The organism is Sphingomonas profundi, from assembly GCF_009739515.1.
Classification (GTDB): Bacteria; Pseudomonadota; Alphaproteobacteria; order Sphingomonadales; family Sphingomonadaceae; genus Alterirhizorhabdus; species Alterirhizorhabdus profundi.
Genome location: NZ_CP046535.1, coordinates 3,840,778 through 3,861,314 on the forward strand (window position 1 = coordinate 3,840,778; position 20,537 = coordinate 3,861,314).

The 20,537-nt window shown below is 68.6% G+C and carries 15 protein-coding genes and 1 tRNA gene; 10 read left to right on the plus strand and 6 right to left on the minus strand.

Features of this window, described 5'->3' with window-relative positions; all coding sequences use genetic code 11:
* Positions 1 to 104 precede the first annotated feature (104 nt).
* The 8 genes from cobA (at position 105) to GNT64_RS18235 (ending at position 13,752) form a co-directional block, all read left to right on the plus strand.
* Positions 105 to 884, plus strand: a complete 780-nt coding sequence (gene cobA, locus GNT64_RS18195; RefSeq protein WP_156680808.1) for a uroporphyrinogen-III C-methyltransferase — start codon at positions 105 to 107, stop codon at positions 882 to 884.
* Positions 885 to 889: 5 nt separating this feature from the next.
* Positions 890 to 5,809, plus strand: coding sequence for a nitrite reductase large subunit NirB (gene nirB, locus GNT64_RS21640; RefSeq protein ID WP_197277089.1), 4,920 nt, complete (start codon positions 890 to 892; stop codon positions 5,807 to 5,809).
* Between the two features lie 2 nt (positions 5,810 to 5,811).
* Complete coding sequence (locus GNT64_RS18210) at positions 5,812 to 6,117, plus strand: Rieske (2Fe-2S) protein (protein ID WP_156681742.1); 306 nt, start codon at positions 5,812 to 5,814, stop codon at positions 6,115 to 6,117.
* A 685-nt stretch (positions 6,118 to 6,802) separates the two neighbouring features.
* Positions 6,803 to 9,490, plus strand: a complete 2,688-nt coding sequence (locus tag GNT64_RS22215) for a cellulase family glycosylhydrolase (RefSeq protein ID WP_156680810.1) — start codon at positions 6,803 to 6,805, stop codon at positions 9,488 to 9,490.
* Positions 9,491 to 9,572: 82 nt separating this feature from the next.
* Entirely contained in the window at positions 9,573 to 11,063 is a 1,491-nt protein-coding gene (locus tag GNT64_RS18220; RefSeq protein ID WP_156680811.1) for a lipopolysaccharide biosynthesis protein, read from the plus strand.
* Positions 11,056 to 12,147 (plus strand): hypothetical protein, encoded by a 1,092-nt coding sequence (locus GNT64_RS18225; protein ID WP_156680812.1) that lies wholly within the window; start codon positions 11,056 to 11,058, stop codon positions 12,145 to 12,147. Before GNT64_RS18220 ends, GNT64_RS18225 begins: the two co-directional genes overlap by 8 nt.
* A complete protein-coding gene (locus GNT64_RS18230) occupies positions 12,144 to 13,238 on the plus strand; it encodes a nitroreductase family protein (RefSeq protein ID WP_156680813.1) in 1,095 nt (364 codons plus the stop codon). Before GNT64_RS18225 ends, GNT64_RS18230 begins: the two co-directional genes overlap by 4 nt.
* 268 nt (positions 13,239 to 13,506) lie before the next feature.
* Complete coding sequence (locus GNT64_RS18235) at positions 13,507 to 13,752, plus strand: XrtV sorting system accessory protein (protein ID WP_231639088.1); 246 nt, start codon at positions 13,507 to 13,509, stop codon at positions 13,750 to 13,752.
* Positions 13,753 to 13,798: 46 nt separating this feature from the next.
* Here the strand turns inward: GNT64_RS18235 and GNT64_RS18240 are convergent, their stop codons facing one another.
* Positions 13,799 to 14,773 (minus strand): endonuclease/exonuclease/phosphatase family protein, encoded by a 975-nt coding sequence (locus GNT64_RS18240; protein WP_156680815.1) that lies wholly within the window; start codon positions 14,771 to 14,773, stop codon positions 13,799 to 13,801.
* Positions 14,774 to 15,021: 248 nt separating this feature from the next.
* On the opposite strand from GNT64_RS18240, the gene GNT64_RS18245 reads away from it, so the two are divergent.
* On the plus strand, positions 15,022 to 16,332 hold the full coding sequence (locus tag GNT64_RS18245; RefSeq protein WP_156680816.1) for a UDP-glucose dehydrogenase family protein: 1,311 nt from the start codon (positions 15,022 to 15,024) through the stop codon (positions 16,330 to 16,332).
* Positions 16,333 to 16,423: 91 nt separating this feature from the next.
* Here the strand turns inward: GNT64_RS18245 and GNT64_RS18250 are convergent.
* The 5 genes from GNT64_RS18250 to infA all read right to left on the minus strand — a co-directional run bounded on the left by GNT64_RS18250 (position 16,424) and on the right by infA (position 18,554).
* Positions 16,424 to 16,499: transfer RNA gene (locus GNT64_RS18250), tRNA-Phe, on the minus strand.
* 22 nt (positions 16,500 to 16,521) lie between these two features.
* The gene (locus GNT64_RS18255) at positions 16,522 to 16,752 is read right to left on the minus strand and encodes a DNA gyrase inhibitor YacG (protein ID WP_156680817.1); all 231 of its coding nucleotides are present in this window, start codon (positions 16,750 to 16,752) and stop codon (positions 16,522 to 16,524) included.
* Positions 16,724 to 17,722 carry a ribonuclease gene (locus GNT64_RS18260; protein ID WP_156680818.1) on the minus strand — a complete coding sequence of 333 codons (999 nt, stop codon included), beginning with the start codon at positions 17,720 to 17,722 and terminating at the stop codon, positions 16,724 to 16,726. Before GNT64_RS18260 ends, GNT64_RS18255 begins: the two co-directional genes overlap by 29 nt.
* A complete protein-coding gene (locus GNT64_RS18265) occupies positions 17,715 to 18,305 on the minus strand; it encodes a Maf family protein (RefSeq protein WP_156680819.1) in 591 nt (196 codons plus the stop codon). The genes GNT64_RS18260 and GNT64_RS18265 overlap by 8 nt, the downstream gene beginning before the upstream one ends.
* Before the next feature lie 30 nt (positions 18,306 to 18,335).
* The gene (gene infA, locus GNT64_RS18270) at positions 18,336 to 18,554 is read right to left on the minus strand and encodes a translation initiation factor IF-1 (RefSeq protein ID WP_107967729.1); all 219 of its coding nucleotides are present in this window, start codon (positions 18,552 to 18,554) and stop codon (positions 18,336 to 18,338) included.
* Positions 18,555 to 18,724: 170 nt separating this feature from the next.
* On the opposite strand from infA, the gene pyk reads away from it, so the two are divergent.
* Positions 18,725 to 20,176, plus strand: coding sequence for a pyruvate kinase (gene pyk, locus GNT64_RS18275; RefSeq protein WP_197277092.1), 1,452 nt, complete (start codon positions 18,725 to 18,727; stop codon positions 20,174 to 20,176).
* Positions 20,177 to 20,537: the final 361 nt, after the last annotated feature.

Consider the following 20,537-nt stretch of genomic DNA (forward strand, 5'->3'; position numbering starts at 1 on the left):
CCGGCGCTCCGCCCCGCCAGCCGGGGCACAAGGAGCAGGCAGAGCCGCCACAGATCGTCCGCAAGGGCGATCCGGGCGGCTTTTTTCGTGTCTGGAGCAGATGCATGACGGGTTCCGACGACAGGCATAAGCGCGAGGTGTGGCTGGTCGGCGCCGGGCCGGGCGATCCCGAACTGCTGACGCTGAAGGCGGCCAGGCTGATCGCGGCGGCGGATATCGTGTTCCACGATGCGCTGGTGGGGCCGGCGGTGCTGGCGATGATCCCACCGGCCGCGCGTCGCGTCGCCGTCGGCAAGCGATCGGGGCGCCATTCGAAGGACCAGCGATCGATCAACGACCTGCTGGTGGAGGCGGGCGTGAGCGGCGCGCGTGTCGTGCGGCTGAAGGGCGGCGATCCTTCGGTCTTCGGCCGTTCGGGCGAGGAGATCGCGGCATTGTCCGCAGCCGGCATCACCGTGCGGATCTGCCCAGGCATCACCACCGCCTGCGCAGCGGCCGCGGCGGCGGGCGCATCGCTGACACTGCGCGGCCTCTCGCAGCAGCTCACCTTCGTCACCGCCCATGCCCGCGCCGGCGAGCCGCTGGAGCTGGACTGGGCGGCGCTGGCGGCGGAGCGATCGTCGCTGGCCATTTATATGGGTCGCGCCGCCGCGCCGCAGGTGGCCCGCGCATTGATCGCGGCGGGGCGTTCGGGCGCCACGCCGGCGATCGTCGCGGTCAACGTGTCGCTGCCGGACGAGCGGACGATCCATACGCGGCTGGATGCGCTGGCCTTCGCAGTGGCGACGATCAGCGGCGATGCGCCGACGATGCTGCTGGTGGGCGAGGCGTTCGGCGACGTGCCCGTCGTCGCCGCCGCGATCAGGCAAGCGGTCGGGGCCTGAGCGCGATGCGCGCCACCGATACCCACTGCCCCTATTGCGCGCTCCAGTGCGGCATGACGATCGTCGAGAGCGACGCGGGCGAGTGGTCGATCGAGGCGCGCGACTTCCCCACCAACAAGGGCGGCCTGTGCCGCAAGGGCTGGACGTCCGCCAAGCTGCTCACCGCGCCCGACCGGCTCACCACGCCGCTCGTCCGCGACGACAAGGACGGCGCGCTGCGCCCCGCCGGCTGGGACGAGGCGCTCGATCGCATCGCCGCCGGCATCATGGCTATCCAGCGCGCCAGGGGCGTGGATGCGGTGGCGGTGTTCGGCGGCGGCGGGCTGACCAACGAGAAGGCGTATCTGCTCGGCAAGTTCGCGCGGCTGGGCCTCGGCACCGCCAACATCGACTACAACGGCCGCTTCTGCATGGCATCGGCGGCGGCGGCGGGGCTGCGCGCCTTCGGCATGGATCGCGGCCTGCCGTTCCCGCTGGAGGATATTCCCGGCGCGGGCGCAGTGCTGATCGTCGGCGGCAATCCGGCCGAGACGATGCCGCCGATCATGCAATATTTCGAGGCGCAGCGGGCGAACGGCGGCAAGCTGATCGTCGCCGATCCGCGCCGCACGCCCACGGCGGAAGCGGCGGACCTGCATCTGGCGCTCACCCCCGGCAGCGATGCGGCGCTGGCGCTGGGCCTGCTCAACGTGGCGATCCGTGATCGGCTGATCGACGACGCCTATATCGCCACCCGCACCAGCGGGTTCGAGGAGGTGCGCCGCATCGCCGCCAGCTACTGGCCGGATCGGGTGGAGCGGATCACGGGCGTGCCGGCGCCGCGGATCCACGCCGCCGCGCACATGCTGGGCGAGTCATCGAGCGCGATGATCCTGAGCGCGCGCGGGCCGGAGCAGCAGAGCCACGGCGTCGACAACAGCCTCGCCTTCATCAACCTCGCGCTGGCGCTGGGCCAGCCCGGCCGCCCGAACGGCGGCTGGGGGTGCCTCACCGGCCAGGGCAACGGGCAGGGCGGTCGCGAGCACGGCCAGAAGGCGGATCAGCTGCCCGGCTACCGCAGGCTCGCCGACCCGGCCGACCGCGCCGCGGTCGCCGCCGTGTGGGGGGTGGAGCCGGACAGCCTGCCGCAGCCGGGCCTTTCGGCGAGCGAACTGCTCGGTGCGCTCGGCGGCCCGATCGGCGGGCTGATCGTCATGGCCTCCAACGTCCTCGTCTCCGCACCCGATACGGACCGGCTGCGCGAGCGGCTGAAGGCGCTCGACCTGCTCGTCGTGGCCGACATCTTCCTGTCGGAGACGGCGGCCCTCGCCGATGTCGTGCTGCCGATCACGCAATGGGCGGAGGAGGACGGCACCACCACCAATCTGGAAGGCCGCGTGATCCTTCGGCGCAGGGCCAAGCAGCCGCCCGAAGGGGTGTGGAGCGATGCCGCGATCCTCGCCGCGCTCGCCGAGCGGCTGGGCACGGCGGATCGCTACGGCCGGCTCGGCACCGCAGCCGCGTTCGACGAGCTGCGCCGTGCCTCGTCCGGCGGGGCGGCCGATTATGCTGGGATCAGCCATGCGCGCATCGCCGACGAGGACGGCGTGTTCTGGCCATGCCCGGACGAGGACCATGCCGGCACACCGCGTCTGTTCGCCGATCGCTTCGCCTTTCCCGATGGCCGCGCCCGCTTCCATCCCGTCCGCCACGGCGAGCCGGCGGAGAGCCCATGCGTCGATTATCCCTTCTGGCTCACCACCGGGCGGGTGATGGCGCAGTATCAGTCCGGCACGCAGACCCGCCGCGTGGCCGACCTGAACGATGCCGCGCCCGAGCCGTTCGTCGAACTGCATCCCGATGCCGCCCGCACGCTCGGAATCGCGCCGGATGTGCTGGTTGAGGTGACGACCAGGCGCGGCACCGCCGTGCTGAAGGCGCGCTACAGCCGCAAGATCCGCCTCGATACGCTGTTCGTGCCGTTCCACTGGGGCGGGCGCGGCAACGCCAACATCCTCACCTCCAACGCGGCGCTCGATCCGGTCTCGCGCATCCCGGAGTTCAAGGTTTCCGCCGCCCGCCTCGCCAGGGCGGCGGCCCCGTCATCCCCAACGAAGGAACAGCGACATGATCGAATCCACGCCCCGGTTCGTACAGGGCATCTTCGCCTTCACCGGCGCCGGCTACGAACGGCCGACCGCGCTGTCCGGCTACACCGTCGCGGCGAACAGGCGCGCGCAGCCCGTCTATCTGCGCGCCGGCAATTCCAGCGACGAGCTCGTCGTGCTGACCCTGAGCAAGGACGGCGCGCCGATGCGGCTGTTCCCGATCGGGGCGCGCTCCGCCGCGCATGTGCCGCTGGCCGTGGTCGAGGACATCGATCCCGACAGCCGCCTCGATGTCGCGATCGCCGGCCCGGCCGGCAGCAGCGGCACGATCATCCTCGATTTCGGCCTCGTCGAAGTCTGATCCCACACATCCAGCGGCAGGAGCGCGAGATGAAGCAGAAGCTCGTCGTCATCGGCAACGGCATGGCAGGCGCCCGCGCGGTGGAGGAAGTCCTCGCCCGCGGCGGCGCCGATCTGTTCGACATCGTAATGTTCGGTGACGAACCCTATGGCAACTACAACCGCATCCTGCTGTCGAACATCCTGAGCGGGGCGCAGGACGCGGCGGACATCTTCATGAACCCGCTGGACTGGTATGCGGCGAACGACATCGTGCTGCACGCCGGCGAGCGGGTGGTGGATATCGATCGCGCGGCGCGGCTCGTCCTGTCGGACAAGGGCACGCGGGCGCATTACGACGTGCTGCTGATCGCCACCGGCAGCCGCGCCTTCATCCCGCCGGTGCCGGGCATCCTCGACGGCGACGGGCTGCGCGCGGGCGTGTTCGGCTTCCGCACGATCGACGATTGCGATGCGATCGTCGCCGCGGCGAAGCAGGCGAGGAAGGCCGTCGTGATCGGCGGCGGCCTGCTGGGGCTGGAGGCGGCGCGCGGCCTCATCAACCATGGCTGCGAGGTGCATGTCGTCCATCTCGGCGCGCATCTTATGGAGGCGCAGCTGGATCAGCCGGCCGGCGCGATGCTGCGCAAGGGGATGGAGAAGATCGGCGTCACCGTCCACCTCGCCAAATCCACCACCGAGGTGCTGCATGGGCCGGACGGGCGGGTGAACGGGCTGGCGTTCAAGGACGGAAGCACGCTGGACTGCGATCTCGTCGTCGTCTCCGCCGGCATCAAGCCCAATGCCGAGATCGGCCGGCAGGCGGGCCTCACCGTGGAGCGCGCGATCGTGGTGGACGATCATATGCGCGCGCTGGACGATCGCCGCGTCTATGTGGTCGGCGAGTGCGCCCAGCATCGCGGGCGCGTCTACGGTCTGGTGGCGCCGCTGTGGGAGCAGGCGAAGGTGTTCGCCGAGCACGTCACCGACACCAACCTCGATGCGAGATATCACGGCTCCAAGCTCGCGACGAAGCTGAAGGTGATGGGCGTCGAGCTGGCCTCGATGGGCATCACCGAGCCGGAGCATCCGCACGACGAGCTGATCCAGTTCACCGAACCCGCCAAGGGCACCTACAAGAAGCTGATCGTGCGCGACGGCCGGCTGGTCGGCGGCATCCTGATGGGCGACATCTCGAAGGCCGCCTATCTGATGCAGGCGTTCGACCGCGACTCACCGCTGCCCGAGGAGCGCCTGTCGCTGCTGTTCGATCTCGGTGCGCCGGCCGAGGCGGTGACGTTGGACGAGATGCCCGCCGACACGCAGGTGTGCAACTGCAACGGCGTGACCAAGGCCGCGATCGGCGCGGCGGTGACGTCCGGCTGCAGGAGCGCCACATCCGTGATGAAGGCGACGCGCGCGGGCATGGGCTGCGGCAGCTGCAAGAAGCTGGTCGGCGAGGTGGTCGATTTCTTCTGCGGCGGCATGGCGGAGGAGGATCCATCGATCCATTACTATGTGCCCACGGTGCCGTTGAAGAAGCCCGACCTCGTGGCGGCGGTAAAGGCGCTGGGCCTGCGCTCGGTCTCGTCCGTGTTCCGCGAGCTGGGCGGCGGCATCGAGGATCCGATCGCCAAGCCCGCGCTCGCCTCGCTGCTCGCGACGATCTGGGCGGCGGACTATGATGACGAGCGGGACGCCCGCTTCATCAACGATCGCGTCCATGGCAACATCCAGAAGGACGGCACCTTCTCCGTCGTGCCGGAGATGGCCGGCGGGGTGTGCACGCCCGACGAGCTGATGCGGATCGCCACCGTGGCGGTGAAGTACAAGGTGCCGCTGGTGAAGCTGACCGGCGGGCAGCGGATCGATCTGGTCGGCATCGCCAAGGACGATCTGCCGGGCGTGTGGCAGGAGCTCGACATGCCGGCCGGCTCCGCCTGGGGCAAGAGCTACCGCACCTGCAAGAGCTGCATCGGCGATGCGCATTGCCGCTTCGGGCTTGGCGACAGCATGGGGCTGGCGCACAGGATCGAGAAGCGCTTCCGCGGCATCGACAGCCCCGGCAAGCTGAAGCTCGCCACCGCCGGCTGCCCGCGCAACTGCTCGGAGGCGATGGTGAAGGATGTCGGCGCCGTGGCGATCGGCGACGGCAAGTGGGAGATCTATATCGGCGGCGCGGCCGGCGCGCATATCCGCAAGGGCGATGTGCTGTGCACGGTGGAAGGCGAGGACGCGGTGATCGCCGTCTCCGGCCGCTTCATGCAATATTACCGCGAGAATGCGAAGTGGAAGGAGCGCACCTACGATTTCGTACCACGCATCGGGCTGGAGACGATCCGCGCGATCGTGATCGACGATGCCGAGGGGATCGGCGCGACGCTCGACGCCAACATGCAGGCCTCGATCGACGCCGCCTACGATCCCTGGAAGGAGGCGCTGGAGCCGAAGACGGCCAACCAGTTCGCCTCGCTCATATCCGAACCGGCGGAAGCGTGATCATGCAGGATGGCTATGACATCGGCCCGCTTGCCCAGATACCGCCGGGGGAGGGCCGGAACTTCTCGGTCGGCGGCACGCGGATCGCCGTCTTCCACACGCAGCAGGGCGAGGTTTACGCCACGCAGCCCGATTGCCCGCACCGCAGGGGGCCGCTGGCGGACGGCCTGCTGGGCGGAACGACACTGATCTGCCCGCTTCATGAGCGCGCCTTCGATCTGCGCACGGGCGAGGAAGCCGGCGCGAACTGCCGGATCCTCACTTACAGCGCGGAGGTGCGCGAGGGTTCCGTCTTCGTGAAAGTATAAGGCAATTATTGTGGAGTGACGCGATCTATAGTCGATTTTTGGCTTATGTCGTACTCGCTTATCGACGGAGGAAATTTAGCTCGTCGGCTTTCTTGTCTTGGCTCGGATAACTGGTGTGGAGTTCTTGTTGCAGCTGGAATTATCGATGCGTCGCCCCGCTCCGATCGAAGTTTCGACGGGGTCGACCGAGAGGCAGTTCGATCTGGCGGAACAGTCGCCGCAACGATGAACACGCGGGAGGTCGGCTCCGCCAGCTTGCCGCGCTTGCGCGGGCGCCTCTTTTCGGTCGCGCACATTCGCCCGTGGACGATGATGCCGACGCCTGGCGGTCACGACTCTCGATGCGCCCCACCTTGCCGCGCGCTTGCCGGAGGGCGCACGGCGAAGCCAGTGCACGCCCGCCTGTCCGCGCGAAGTGGCTGCGCAGTATGCTGCCAGCGGGAATGGTCTCCCTGCGGCTGGCGCTTCGAGCAGGCGGTGACGCGGCTCGGTGCCGGAGCCTCTGCCTCATGCATGTCCGAACGCCGTATGCATCGGTTTTAAGAAAGAAGAACCGGAGTAGTTAATCGGAATGCACATATTGTATAACGGTCGCATAACTCCTTAATTCACGATTATACCTGTATGATAGTCGATACTCTATCTATCTCAAGCAAAAGAGCCGCAACGCAACGCGGAGCATGTGATGATCGGGGTCAATCTTTCGGGTGCCGAGTTCGGCAAGATCGGGCAGAAGTACGGCTACGGCTATGTTTACCCTTCAGCCAGCGATATCAAGTTCTATGCCGATAAGGGCGTCGAACTGTTTCGTCTGCCGGTCAAGTGGGAGCGTCTTCAGCCGACCGCTGGAGGTCCGCTCGACCAGGCCGAGCTTGGTCGCCTCGTCAAGTTCCTGAAGGATGCCGACGCCGCCGGCACCAAGGTGATCGTCGACATCCACAATTACGGCACCTATAGCGGCGACAAGCTGGGCTCGGCCGATCTGCCGAACAGCCAGTTCGCCGATTTCTGGCAGAAGCTGGCGTCCGCGATCAAGGACATCCCGTCCGTCACCGGCTACGATCTGATGAACGAGCCGCACGATCTTGGCGGGCACGACGTCTGGCCGGCCGCCGCGCAGGCCGCGGTGGACGCGATCCGCACGGTGGACACCAAGACCGCCATCTACGTGGAGGGTTCGGGCTGGGCAAGCACGCGCAACTGGAGCTCGAACAACGACAAGCTCGACATCAAGGATCCGTCGAACAACATCGTCTACGAAGCGCATCTGTATTTCGACAAATATGGCGCCGGCATCTACCAGGGCAGCTACGATGCCGAGGGCGCGAAGCCCGACATGGCCGATGCCATGCTGGCGGACTTCGTCAACTGGCTGGACGCCAAGGGCGCCAAGGGCTTCATCGGCGAGATCGCCGTGCCGGACAACGACCCGCGCTGGCTGACCGTGCTCGACAACGCCTACAAGGCGATGGAGAAGAACGATCTGGACAGCACCTACTGGGGCGCCGGCCCGTGGTGGGGCAACTATCCGATGGCGCTGCGCAACAAGGACGGCAGCGACAGCGTGCAGCTGGCCGTGCTCGACAAGGCGATCAAGGCCGAAGCGGCGGCCACCGCCGCCGCTGCTGCCACCAAGGCCGCCGCTACCGATACGGCGGCGACGGTGACGGATCTGGTCCTCACCGGCACCGACAAGCATGACGTCATGCATGGCGGCGCGGGCGACGATCGCTTCATCTTCACCCTGGGCAACGACACCTATGACGGCGAGGGCGGCATCGACACGCTCGATCTCTCCGCCCAGACCGCTTCCGCGGTCGTCGATCTGGCGGCAGGCACGATCAGCGGCGCCGTGGGCAAGGGCGTGGTTCGCAATGTCGAGAACGTCATCGGCGGCGCCGGCGCCGACCGGCTGACCGGAGACGACAAGGCCAACGTGCTGATCGGTGGCGGCGGCGCGGACACGCTGGACGGCGGCAAGGGCGCGGACCGGCTGGTCGGCGGCACCGGCAACGACATCTACGTGGTCGACGATCTCGGCGACGTCATCGTCGAAGTCGATGGCGAGGGTACGGATACCGTCCGCTCTTGGGTGAGCGGCTATACCCTGCCGAACTTCGTGGAGAAGATGGTGCTCATGGGCACCGAGGCGCTGAACGGCACCGGCAACGCGATGGACAACACGCTGACCGGCAACGATGCCGCCAACATCCTCTACGGGATGGACGGCAACGACACGATCGACGGCGGCGCCGGCAACGATCAGCTCTACGGCGGCAAGGGGGTCGACATCCTGCGCGGCGGCCTCGGCGACGACCTGCTCGACGGCGGCGATGACAATGACACGCTGGATGGCGGCGAAGGTGCCGACCGGATGCTCGGCGGTGCGGGCAACGACATCTACTATGTCGACAATGTGGGCGATGTGGTCGTCGAGCTGCTGAACGAAGGCAAGGACACCGTGCGGTCCAGCCTTGCCACCTACACGCTGGGCGCGAACGTCGAGAATCTGGTGCTGCTGCGCGATACCGGCGCGACCGGCATCGGCAATGCGCTGGACAACGTGCTCACCGGCGGCGACGGCGACGACATCCTCTACGGCATGGACGGCAACGACTCGCTGAAAGGCGGGCTGGGCAACGACCGGCTCTACGGCGGCACCGGCAATGACAGCCTTGACGGCGGCGCGGGCGCGGACACGCTCTACGGCGGCACCGGCGACGACATCTATTATGTCGACGACGTCAACGACAAGGTGGTGGAGCTGCTCAACGAGGGCAACGATCAGGTGCGCAGCACCGCCGCCAGCTACACGCTGTCGGCCAATGTCGAGACGCTGATCCTGAACGGCACCGGCGATATCGCCGGCACCGGCAACGAGCTTGCCAACACGATCACCGGCAACGCCGGCGACAACGTGATCCGCGGCATGGGCGGCAACGACAAGCTCGACGGCGGCGCCGGCAACGACAGGATCGACGGCGGCGAAGGCGACGATACGATCATCGGCGGCCTCGGGCAGGACTGGCTGACCGGCGGCACGGGCAAGGACGTCTTCCGGTTCGCCACTATCGAGGACTCGACGGTGCGCGCGCCCGACACGATCACCGACTTCCTCTCTGGCACCGATCGCATCGACCTGTCGGGCATCGACGCGAGCGCCTCCAAGACCGGGAACCAGGCCTTCACCCTGATCGGCACCGGCGCGTTCACCCATGTCGAGGGGCAGCTGCGCTACGAAGTGGGGCGTGCGGCGGACGGCCACAGCTTCACGACCGTCCAGGGCGACGTGAACGGCGATGGCGTGGCGGATTTCGCCATCGTGCTCGACAACTTCAGCGCCGGGCTGAAAGCCCTCGACTTCGTCCTCTGATGTCCCATCGGCCGCCGTCGCAACGCTTGACATACCGCAGCGCAGCGAAGAATGACGGGCGGCGGCCAAAGGACCAGAACGGATGAGACTCGTCGATCCCGGCAACGGGCGCGTGCCGGAAGCGGCGATGGCTCCCCCTGCTCCACCACGCCGCACCTCGCTGAAGCGGGATGCGGCGTGGACCGCTATCGACACCATCGTCTCCGCAGGGCTCGCCTTTCTGTTCCGGCTGGTGATGGCGCGCTTCCTGGTGCCGGCCGAGTTCGGCGTGTTCGCGATGGCGCTGACCACCTTCGCGGTGGTGCAGGTGATCAACGAGTTCGGCATGGCCGCCACCGTGATCCAGCGCGCGGAGGACAAGTTCACCGACGCGGTGGTCGATACCGCCTTCGCCGCCTCCACCTTCGTCTCGCTCGGCCTGTTCGTCATCAATCTGGCGGTGATCGCCCCGATCTCCGCCTGGGTATATGGCAGCGAGCGGGTGGGTATCGTCACCGCGGTGATCGGCATCTCCTTCCTGTTCACGCCCACGGTCAGCATCGCGCGCGCTTTGCTGTTCCGCCGGCGGGACTATCGCGCGGTCACGATCGCCCGCATCGTCTCCACGATCGCCAGCATCGTCGTCGCCTCGATCGTGCTGGTGCTGCTGCGCAACGTGTGGGCGCTGGCGGTGCAGGTTGTGGCATCGCAGGTGTTCCTGGCGATCGCCATGCACTATGTCGGCAACTGGCGCCCCCGCTTCCGCTTCTCCCGCGGCGCCTTTCGCGAGATGATCGGCTATAGCGGGCTGGTGTTCGCGAACGATCTGTTCGTCTCGGTCGCGCGCAATTTCGACGTCATTACGCTGGGCCGGATGCTCAGCCAGAGCCAGGTGGGTCTCTACAGCCTCGCTTTCTATATAACGGACGTGGCGCGGCAGAACCTGATGTCCGTGCTCAACCGCGTCATGTTCACGCACTACGCCACGATCCAGAACGATCCGGCGGCGATGCGCTTCTATTACGTCCGCTCTCTCTTCTATAACTGCCTCGTCCTCTTTCCGGTGATGATTGCGATCATCCTGTTCGGCCCGAGCCTGACGGTGCATTTCCTCGGCGCGAAATGGCAGGCGATGGGCGTCACCCTTCAGATCCTCGCCGTCTCGGTGATGATCCACGCCTCGGGCGGAACCACGTCGACGGTCTACAAGGCTCTCGGCAAGCCCGGCCTCGATCTTGCTCTGTTCGCGCTTACCTCGGTCGTGTTCCTCCTGCCGGCCTTGATCGCGGGCACCTATCATGCCGGCATCATGGGAGCGGCGATCGCGATCGCCAGCAACAAGCTGGTGGCCACGGTCATTCGCCAATTCTACCTGAACCGACTGCTCGGGACGACGACCCACAAGGTCCTCCGCGCCGTCGCCCTGGCTCTTCTCTTCCAAGTGCCGATCGTGCTCCTCGCGCTGATAAGCCGGGCGGCTTGGCCATCCGGAGATTGGCTGCGCGAGCTGCTCGTCGGCGGCGTGGCGCTCGGCGGATATTTCGCGGCTCTTGGGGCCTATCTCTACCGCGCCAAGGGACGTGCCAATGCTTGATCTGCTGCTTGACCAGGCGCGGATCGCCTCCACTCTGCAGCACGCGTCCGGCGCGCTGCTGCCCGGTCGCAACGGTGCCTATGGCCATCCCGAAACGCCCGTACGCAACAGCGCGCACTGGCTGCTGAGCTTCTGCCTCGCGCATCATGCGAGCGGCGAGGCATCGTTCCGCGCCAATGCCGAGCGCGCGTTAGCATTCCTGCTCGCTTGCGTCGATCAGGTTCCGGGCGGCGTGCCGGTGCGCCACGCGCCGGGCAAGGACGTCACGAACGGCGTGCTCGGTCAGGCGCATGTCGTCGAGGCGCTGTTCTATGCCGCCGTCGTGCTCGGCCGGCCGGAGGCGTGGCAGGCGGGAATCGATCTGATCCAACGCCATCGCTTCAACCCGGCATGGCAGGGATGGGATCGGGTGACGCCATCCGGCAAGTATCTGACGCCCGACGACACGTTCAACCATCAGCTATACTTCGCCGCGACGATCGCCCTGTTCGCGATGCACGAACCTTCGCTCCGGCCCGATCTCGACCGTTTCGTCGCGGGGCTGCGCACGAGCCTTCGCATCAGGGACGACGGACGGATTGCGCACATGCTGCTCGAGTCCGGCGGTCTCGCCCGGCAGGCCAAGCGGCGTTTGCGCGAGCCGGCGCACGCGCGCGCCCTCGCGAGCAAGGAGGCCAACTATCACCTCTATAACATGTACGCCTTCGCACTCCTCGCGAGCACCGGCCTGCCGCTGCATCTGGAGGGACGCGCCGACTGGCTGCGCGCAGTGGCGTTCGTCGATGGCGCACAGGTGGCCAAGAGGCTGACGACGGCGATGTGGGCGGATGGCCTTCCCTCTGGCACCGAGACGGCGGCGGCCGACCTCGCTTTCTTCCGCCAGACGTTCGGCGATCCGGCATCCGCCGATCTGGCTTTGGCCGAGGCGCAGTTGCGCTTCACCGCCGGGCCGGACGGCAGCTTCTCGCTCTACTCGCCCGATCCGGTGACGCAGCGGGCACGCAGCTATCGCTACTGGCGCCTGCTGCCGGTCGACCAGGCGGTGCGCGGCGCGGCCGCGTCGTTCGCCGGAGCGGCGCGGTGAGCGCGCTGCGGCGGATCGCGCGGCTGCTGCCGTCGCGCCAGCGGGAGATGGTGCGATCGCGCATTCGCGGCACCCAGCGCTCGGTGCGGGATTTCCTGCTGCGCCGCGCCGTCGCCAACCGCTTCGCCGCCGCCGCTTACTACGCCTTCGCGAACCACGAGCTGCTGCGGGAGTCGCGGGCGGTGGCCGCAGGGCAGTTGCGCTATGCGGCGGACCACAAGAGTGGCGCTTCCAGCTACTTCCTCCTCCGGCGCAACATCCACAGGCTGGAGAAGGGGCTCATCATGCGCCCCCGGCGACCCGTCTTCGCCACCGACTTCATCGACGAGACGGTCGCGACCTTCGATCGCGCGATGACGGCGGCGGCGGGCGAGTGGAACAGCGAGCTCGTATGGGCGGACGATGTGCTGACCGACTATTTCGCCGTCGTCGATACGGCCGACCCTAAAGTGGCCGGCGCCTACGCCCGCTTCGTCGCGGTGGAGAAGGCGATGCGCGCGCCGGCGATGGAGGCGCGCTCGGTGCCCTATGCGCGCGATCTCTCGGGCCCCGCGCCCGTCGCTTTCGACGCATTCATGGCGCTCACCCGCCGCCGCCGGTCTGTGCGCTGGTATCTTGATCGGCCGGTGCCGCGCGATCTGGTCGATCGCGCGCTGGCCGCCGCCGGGCAGGCGCCCAGCGCGTGCAACCGCCAGCCCTTCATGTTCCGCATCTTCGACGATCCCGCGCGCGCGGCGGAGGTCGCGGCCATTCCGATGGGCACGCGCGGCTTCTCGCAGCAGTTGCCGGCGGTGGCGGTGGTGGTCGGCCAGCTGCGCGCCTACCCCTATGAGCGCGACCGCCACGTGATCTACATAGACGGATCGCTGGCGGCGATGAGCTTCATGCTCGCGCTGGAGACTCTGGGTCTCTCCTCCGTGCCGATCAACTGGCCCGATCAGGAGCCGCACGAGAGCCGGATGCGCGCGGCGCTGAACCTGGCCGAGGACGAGCGGGTGGTGATGCTGATCGGCTTCGGCTGGCCCGACCCGGACGGGCAGGTGCCCTATTCCACCAAGCGCCCGGTGCCCGAGATGCGGACCTACGGCTGAGCGGTCGATCGGAATGCGAAGATCGGCGCCGGCGACGCGCATGTGACATCTGGGATCAACACGAACGATTGTCGGCGTTTATGATCTGGCTGAGGTAGCCGCCGCACATGGTAGTGGCGGGTAGCGCGTCACTCGCACCGATCCGGACCATTTGCGCGTCGGCGGAGAGCGGGCTAGACGGGCCGGGACGCGTGGCGGCTTCTTTCGTTTGCAGAGGGACGAGGCGGGGCGTTGCACCGCCGGTTTCGGCATCCTGTGTTCGGGGACGATGATGGAAACTGTCTATGACTGGATTTCGCTTCTTGTCTTCTCGGGACTGGTCGTCCTCTTCCTCCAGCGTTCCACCGCCGACGAGCAGGTCGATACGATCTGGCACTATGCGCCGCCGTCGATCGGCTGCGCGGTGTGCAACTGGCTTGGCAATAACGGTCATGACGTCTTCGCGGTCGCCGTGCTGGTCGCCAGCCTCGCCTACATCTTCCTCGTGCTGAAACCCGTCCTGCCGACGCGCTGACACGGCTCCTGGCGCGGGCGGCGCCGGTCTATCGCCCCCGCGCGTGTCACCGCGGCGGACGACGGACGAGCGTCATGAGCAGCGGGTAATGATCCGATGCGGTTGCCGCCAGCCGCTCCGCCCGCACCCTCGCCCAGCCCGGCCCGGCATAGATCTGGTCGATGGGCAGGATCGGCGGCAGCAGGGTGCGCCAGCCGCCAGCCCGATAGGACGGCCAGGAGAACAGCCCCTGCGTCAGCCGCGTCAGCGGCGCCACCGCCGCGTCCTGCCGCGCCATCGCCACCGACCACGGCGTGAGGTTCATGTCGCCGCCGAGGACCAGATCGTGCTTGTCGACGAAGCGCAGACCCTTCACCAGCTGTCTGCGCTGTCGCTCCTGTCCGAAGCCCGGCAGCGGCCAGGTATAATGCAGGGTGGCAAGCGTCAGCGGCCCGCCGTCCGGCGCTGTGGTGTGCGCCACCACCAGGGTGGGCGCGATCCCGCGGCCGGCATCGTCGCGCACGCGGAAGGCCGTGTCGGTGAACGGCCGCTTCGAGAGGATCACCTCGCCGCAGCGCCGCCAGCATGGCGACTGGAACGGATAGAGGCCGCGCAACGCCTCCAGCCGCGCGCCGACTGCGCCGTCCGCCTCCTGGATCAGCACGACGTCGGCGTTCGCCGCCGCGATCGCCCGCAGCGTCTCGCGCGGCGCGGCATTGTCGCGCCACACGTTGAAGCTGAGCACCCGCAATTCGTTCCGCCTGTCGGCGGCGGCGCTTGGAACCGGCCGCAGATATTCAGGCGCGATGCGTGACGCGGCGGCCGCGATCCCGGCCAGCGTGACGATCGCGACCAGCCTGCGCCGACGGCTGCCGGCCGGCGCCACGCGATAGGCCAGCCCGCCGCTGGCGATCAGCGCCACCCCGAACAGCGGCGCCAGTGTGGCCAACACGTCCAGCGCCGCGCTCCCGCCGCCGCCCAGCATCAGCAGCAGCAGCGTCGCGCAGAGGAAGGCGCTTGCCGTGGCGGCGGCCGCGATCATGCGTCGGTCTCGCAAGATTCAGTCCGCTCCGGTGCAAAGGAGCGGCCTTGGTTGCGCCGCAGCATTGGTCAGGATCCCTCGTGGTGGCGGCCGACCCGCGAAAAACCGCGGCTCGTCCATGGCGGTGTGTGCCGCTTTCGGCCAGCCATGATCGCACCGCAATGAAGATATGGAATGTAAACTGCCGAGCCGATACACAGGCGCCGTCTCCGGCCCGCGCGGCGTGGGTGCCAAGGAAAGAGGATCATATGCGGATTGTCATGATCGGATCGGGCTATGTCGGCCTCGTCTCTGGCGCGTGCTTCGCCGATTTCGGCCACGACGTGACCTGCGTCGACAAGGCGCAGGACAAGATCGAGCGGCTGAACCAGGGCATCATGCCGATCTACGAGCCCGGGCTGGACGCGCTGGTCGCCAAGAACGTGGCGCAGAAGCGGCTGTCCTTCTCGGTGGAGATCGCCGAGTCGGTGCGCGCGGCGGACGCCGTGTTCATCGCCGTCGGCACGCCCTCGCGGCGCGGCGACGGCCATGCCGACATGTCCTACGTCCACGCCGCGGCCGAGGAGATCGCCCGCTACATCACCGGCTTCACCGTGATCGTAAACAAGTCGACCGTGCCGGTCGGCACCGGCGACGAGGTGGAGGCTATCATCCGCCGGGTGGCGCCGGAGGCCGAGTTCGCCGTCGTCTCCAATCCCGAGTTCCTGCGCGAGGGCGCCGCGATCGAGGATTTCAAGCGGCCGGACCGCGTTGTGCTGGGCGTGGAGGACGAGCGCGCCAAGGCCGTGATGAACGAGATCTACCGCCCGCTGAACCTCAATGAATCGCCGATCCTCTACACCGGCCGCCGCACCAGCGAGCTCATCAAATATGCCGCGAACGCCTTCCTGGCGATGAAGATCACCTTCATCAACGAGATGGCGGATCTGTGCGAGGTGGTGGGCGCGGACGTGCAGCAGGTGGCGCGCGGCATCGGGCTGGACAAGCGCATCGGCGGCAAGTTCCTCCACGCCGGCCCCGGCTATGGCGGCTCCTGCTTCCCCAAGGACACGCTGGCGCTGACCCGCACCGCGCAGGAGGCCGGCCGGCCCACGCGCCTGATCGAGACGACGGTGGCGATCAACGGCGATCGCAAGAAGGCCATGGCGGAGCGTATCGCCGCCGCCGCCGGCGGCGACCTGAAGGGCAAGAAGGTCGCGGTGCTGGGCCTCACCTTCAAGCCGAACACCGACGACATGCGCGATGCGCCGAGCCTCGACATCGTGCCCGCGCTTGTCGGCATGGGCGCCACCGTCCACGCCTTCGATCCCGAAGGCCGCAAGGAGGCGGAGCATCTGCTCTCCGGCATCACCTTCTGCGAGGGGCCGTATGAGGCGGCGGATGGCGCGGCCGTGCTCGCCATCCTGACCGAATGGGACCAGTTCCGCGCGCTCGACCTCAAGCGCCTGAAGGCGACGATGGCCGAGCCGGTGGTGGTCGACCTGCGCAACATCTACCGGCCGTCCGAAATGGCCGCCGCCGGCTTCACCTACACCGGCATCGGACGCGGCACCGCGTGATCTGGCCGGCACGCGCCTGACGCGTGCCGGCGGTCGCGCGCCGGAAATGAGGAAAGACGCCTGGCTATCCGCGCGAAGCGGCGGTGCCGGATGGTGCCCAGGGACGGGATCGAACCGCCGACACCGTGATTTTCAGTCACGTGCTCTACCAACTGAGCTACCTGGGCACAGACAGCGTCGGAGGTGCGCCTATAGAGGCGGGTCGCGTTCGCTGTCCACCCCGGTTCGGGGCTTTTCTGCGTCCTCGTCGTCGAACGCGCGACCCGGCACGCGATAGCCTTCGCCGAGCCACTGGAGCAGGTCGCGGTCGCGGCAGCCCTGGCTGCAGAACGGCGTGAATGCGGGCTGGGCGGGCTTGCCGCACACGGCGCAGCGGCCGCGCGCGGATCGGTCAGCGGAGGGGGTGGTCGGCCTGGACATGCCCGGCCGATATGGCGAGCGCGGGATCGGCCCGCAAGGCGAGCGGCGATCCCGTTCGCCTGCGCAATTGCTCCAGCCAGTCCGACCGACGCTCGATCGCGGCCACGATCGCCGGCGCGGCGTGGATCGTGCGGGTGCCGGCGCCGCGCACCCGCTCGGCCCGGCGCAGCAGCGCGCGGGCGGCGGTGCCGGCCGGATCGTCGCGCAGCAGTTCGGGCAGCGACGGGCGGGTGCGTCGGCGCACCGCCTGGAGGAAGCCGAAGCCGTTGACGGCGGTCCGCTCGAAGGGCTGCGGCAGGTGCGCGTCGAAGGCGGCGGCGGCGGCCTGCCGCGCGGCCCTGCTCTCGACGGTCGGCAGATCGATGCCGATCGATCCGCCGATATCCATCCGCCGGATCGCCCGCGCGGCGGCGGCGGCGCCGGCGATGGCGAGCTCGGCCACAGGCAGCGTGCCGTCCACGTCGAACAGCGTCATCGCCGGCGTCAATGACAGGCGTAGGCCGCCGCCGGCGAACGCGATCTCGCCGCCAGCCGCCTCCTCCAGCAGCTCGGACCAGCCGGCTTCCTCCAGCCGGTCGGGCACGTGCGGATCGAGCGTGGTCACGTCGCGGCCCAGCCGGTCGCGCAGGCGCAGCCCCGGGCGCGCGACGGCATCGGCGGCGGCCGGGCGCGCCTTCGCCCGCTTCGGCCGGCCGGGCTCGCCGATCGCCTCGCGCACGATCTCGACGAGCAGGTCGCGCCCCTCGCTCGTCCCCGCCGGGATCGGTTCGAGCAGCGCTTCCGCGCCGTCCTCCAGCCGCACGATGGCGCGGCGGCCCGGCACCAGCACCTTCGCCAGCCGCGCGGGCACGATCGCGCCGGCCCGCGGCCCGCCGCCCTCGATCTCGATCAGCGCCTCCAGGATGACGCCGCGCTCCACCAGCGCCGCCCGCACCTCGCCGATGCCGGCCTCGTAGAGCCACTCAGCCAAGCGCGATCCCGGCGGAGGCGAGCAGCGCCCGCGTCTCGAACAGCGGCAGGCCCACCACGCCCGAGTGGCTGCCCGAGAGGAACCGCACCCAGCCCTCGGCACTGCCCTGGATGGCGTAGCCGCCGGCCTTGCCGCGCCACTCGCCGGCGGCGACATAGGCGTCGATCTCGCGTGCTGTCAGCGCCTTGAACGCCACGATGCTGGTCGACAGGCGATGCCGCGCGGCGGCGCCCGGCACGACGAGGCTGACGGCGGTGTGGACGCGGTGCCGCCGGCCGGAGAGCAGGGAGAGGCACGCCCGCGCGGTCGCCTCGTCCTCGGCCTTCGGCAGGATGCGGGTGCCGGCGGCGACGACCGTGTCGGCCGCCAGCACCGCCGCGTCGGGGTGCCGCGCGGCGGCGGCGGCGGCCTTGGCGGCGGCCAGGCGGCGGGCGTGGGCGATCGGCGCCTCGGCGCGGGCGGGCGTCTCGTCTATGTCGGCGGGATCGACCAGATCGGGAGCGATCCCGATCCGCGCCAGCAGATCGAGCCGGCGCGGCGAGGCGGAGGCGAGGACTAGGCGCGTGGCCCAGGGGCCGCTCACCGGCGATGGCCGGTCATGGGCGGCGGCCGATCACTTGAAGCGATAGGTGATGCGGCCCTTGGTCAGATCGTAGGGCGTCAGCTCGACGAGCACCTCGTCGCCGACGAGCACGCGGATGCGATTCTTGCGCATCTTGCCGGCCGTGTGGCCGAGGATTTCGTGATCGTTCTCGAGACGCACGCGGAACATCGCGTTGGGCAGCAATTCCACCACGCTCCCGCGCATTTCGAGCAGTTCTTCCTTGGCCATCAAATCTCTTTGTTTGAGAGGAATCGCAAAAAATCGCGTCGCCTTAGCGCCAAGTGGCGGTTTTCGCAACCGATCGGCGGGCGGCGGATCGCCCTGCGCGCGGTTGCCCTGCGGTCGCCCGAGCGGCTAAGGCAGGGCCGCCGACTTTCCGCAATCATGGGACGCCCTTGATGATCCAGATCGCCCCTCGCGCTCGGAAGGTCCGCGTGCTGGCCACGCTCGGCCCGGCCAGCGCCGCGCCGGAGATGATCCGCAAGCTGTTCCTCGCCGGCGCCGATGCCTTTCGCATCAACATGAGCCACGGCGGCCACGCCGACAAGGCGGCGCTGGTTGCGGCGATCCGCGCGCTGGACAAGGAGCTCGGCCGCGTCACCACCATCCTGTTCGATCTGCAGGGGCCGAAGCTGCGCGTCGGCACCTTCGCGGACGGCATGGTGACGCTGAAGCCGGGCGAGCCGTTCGTCCTGGACCGATCGACGGCCCCCGGCGACGCCGGCCGGGTGGAGCTGCCGCACCGCGAGATATACGAGGCGCTGGAGCCGGGCACCCGGCTGCTGCTGGACGACGGCAAGCTGGTGTTGCGCGTCACCGCCGTGACAGCGGACCGGATCGATACGCTGGTGGAGGTCGGCGGCGCCCTGTCGAACCGCAAGGGCGTCAACGTGCCGGACGTGGTGGTGCCGCTGCCCGCGCTGACCGAGAAGGACCGCGCCGACCTGGCCTTCGCGCTGGAGCAGGGGGCGGACTGGATCGCCCTCTCCTTCGTGCAGCGGCCGGAGGACGTGGCGGAGGCGCGCCGGCTGATCGGCGGCAAGGCCGCGCTGCTCGCCAAGATCGAGAAGCCGGCGGCGGTGGAGCGGCTGGAGGGCATCCTCGAACTGGCCGACGCGGTGATGGTGGCGCGCGGCGATCTCGGCGTGGAATGCCCGCCCGAGAAGGTGCCGCCGGTGCAGAAGCAGATCATCGAGATGGCGCGGCGGATGGGCCGGCCGGTGGTGGTGGCCACGCAGATGCTGGAATCGATGATCCTTTCCCCCAGCCCGACCCGCGCCGAGGTGTCGGACGTGGCGACGGCGATCTACGACGGCGCCGATGCGGTGATGCTCTCGGCGGAGTCGGCCGCCGGCAGCTGGCCGGAGGAATCGGTCGCCATGATGGACCGCATCGCCATCTCGGTGGAGGCGGACCCCAGCTACGGCGCGCGCATCCACTTCACCCAGACGCGGCCGGATGCGACCACCGCCGACGCACTGGCCGAGGCGGCGGAATCGATCGCGCGCACCGTATCGGCGGCGGCCATCATCTGCTTCACGATGTCCGGCTCCACCGCCCGGCGCATCTCGCGCGAGCGGCCGGCGGTGCCGCTGCTGGTGCTCACCCCCAAGCTGGAGACGGCGAGGCGGATGGGCCTGCTGTGGGGCAGCCACGCCGTCCACACGCGCGACGTGGACAGTTTCGAGGAGATGGTCGGCAAGGCCAAGCGCATGGCGCTGCGCCACAACATGGCGAAGGCGGGCGATCGCATCATCGTGATGGCGGGCGTTCCGTTCGGCACGCCGGGCTCCACCAACGTGATCCATGTGGTTCGCTTGACCGGCAGCGAACTGAAGGGCCGGCGCTGACCTCGGCCACGTGAGTAGATCGCCGTGCCGACTCGATGAAATCCGTCACGTCTGCACGATTCGTGCGGTCATGCCGATTGGTGAGACGGAGCGGCCCGGGGTCGCGACGTGCCGCCCGTCTCGCCGGGCGGATAGCGGAGCCGCCAGAGCCCCACATCACCCGACCGGGTGAGGTCGACGAACCCGCCATTCCGCTACGGAAATGTCGTTTTCTACTTGTAGAATAGGGGTCGGGTACTCGATCAGTTGTGCGTGTCAGCCCACCTGATCGATCCTCGATCCGTAACATATTGTAATGGAGACGAACAGGATCGTCGCGGCCGTTACGCCTCCGAACTGCAAGTGAGAAACATCTTCGACC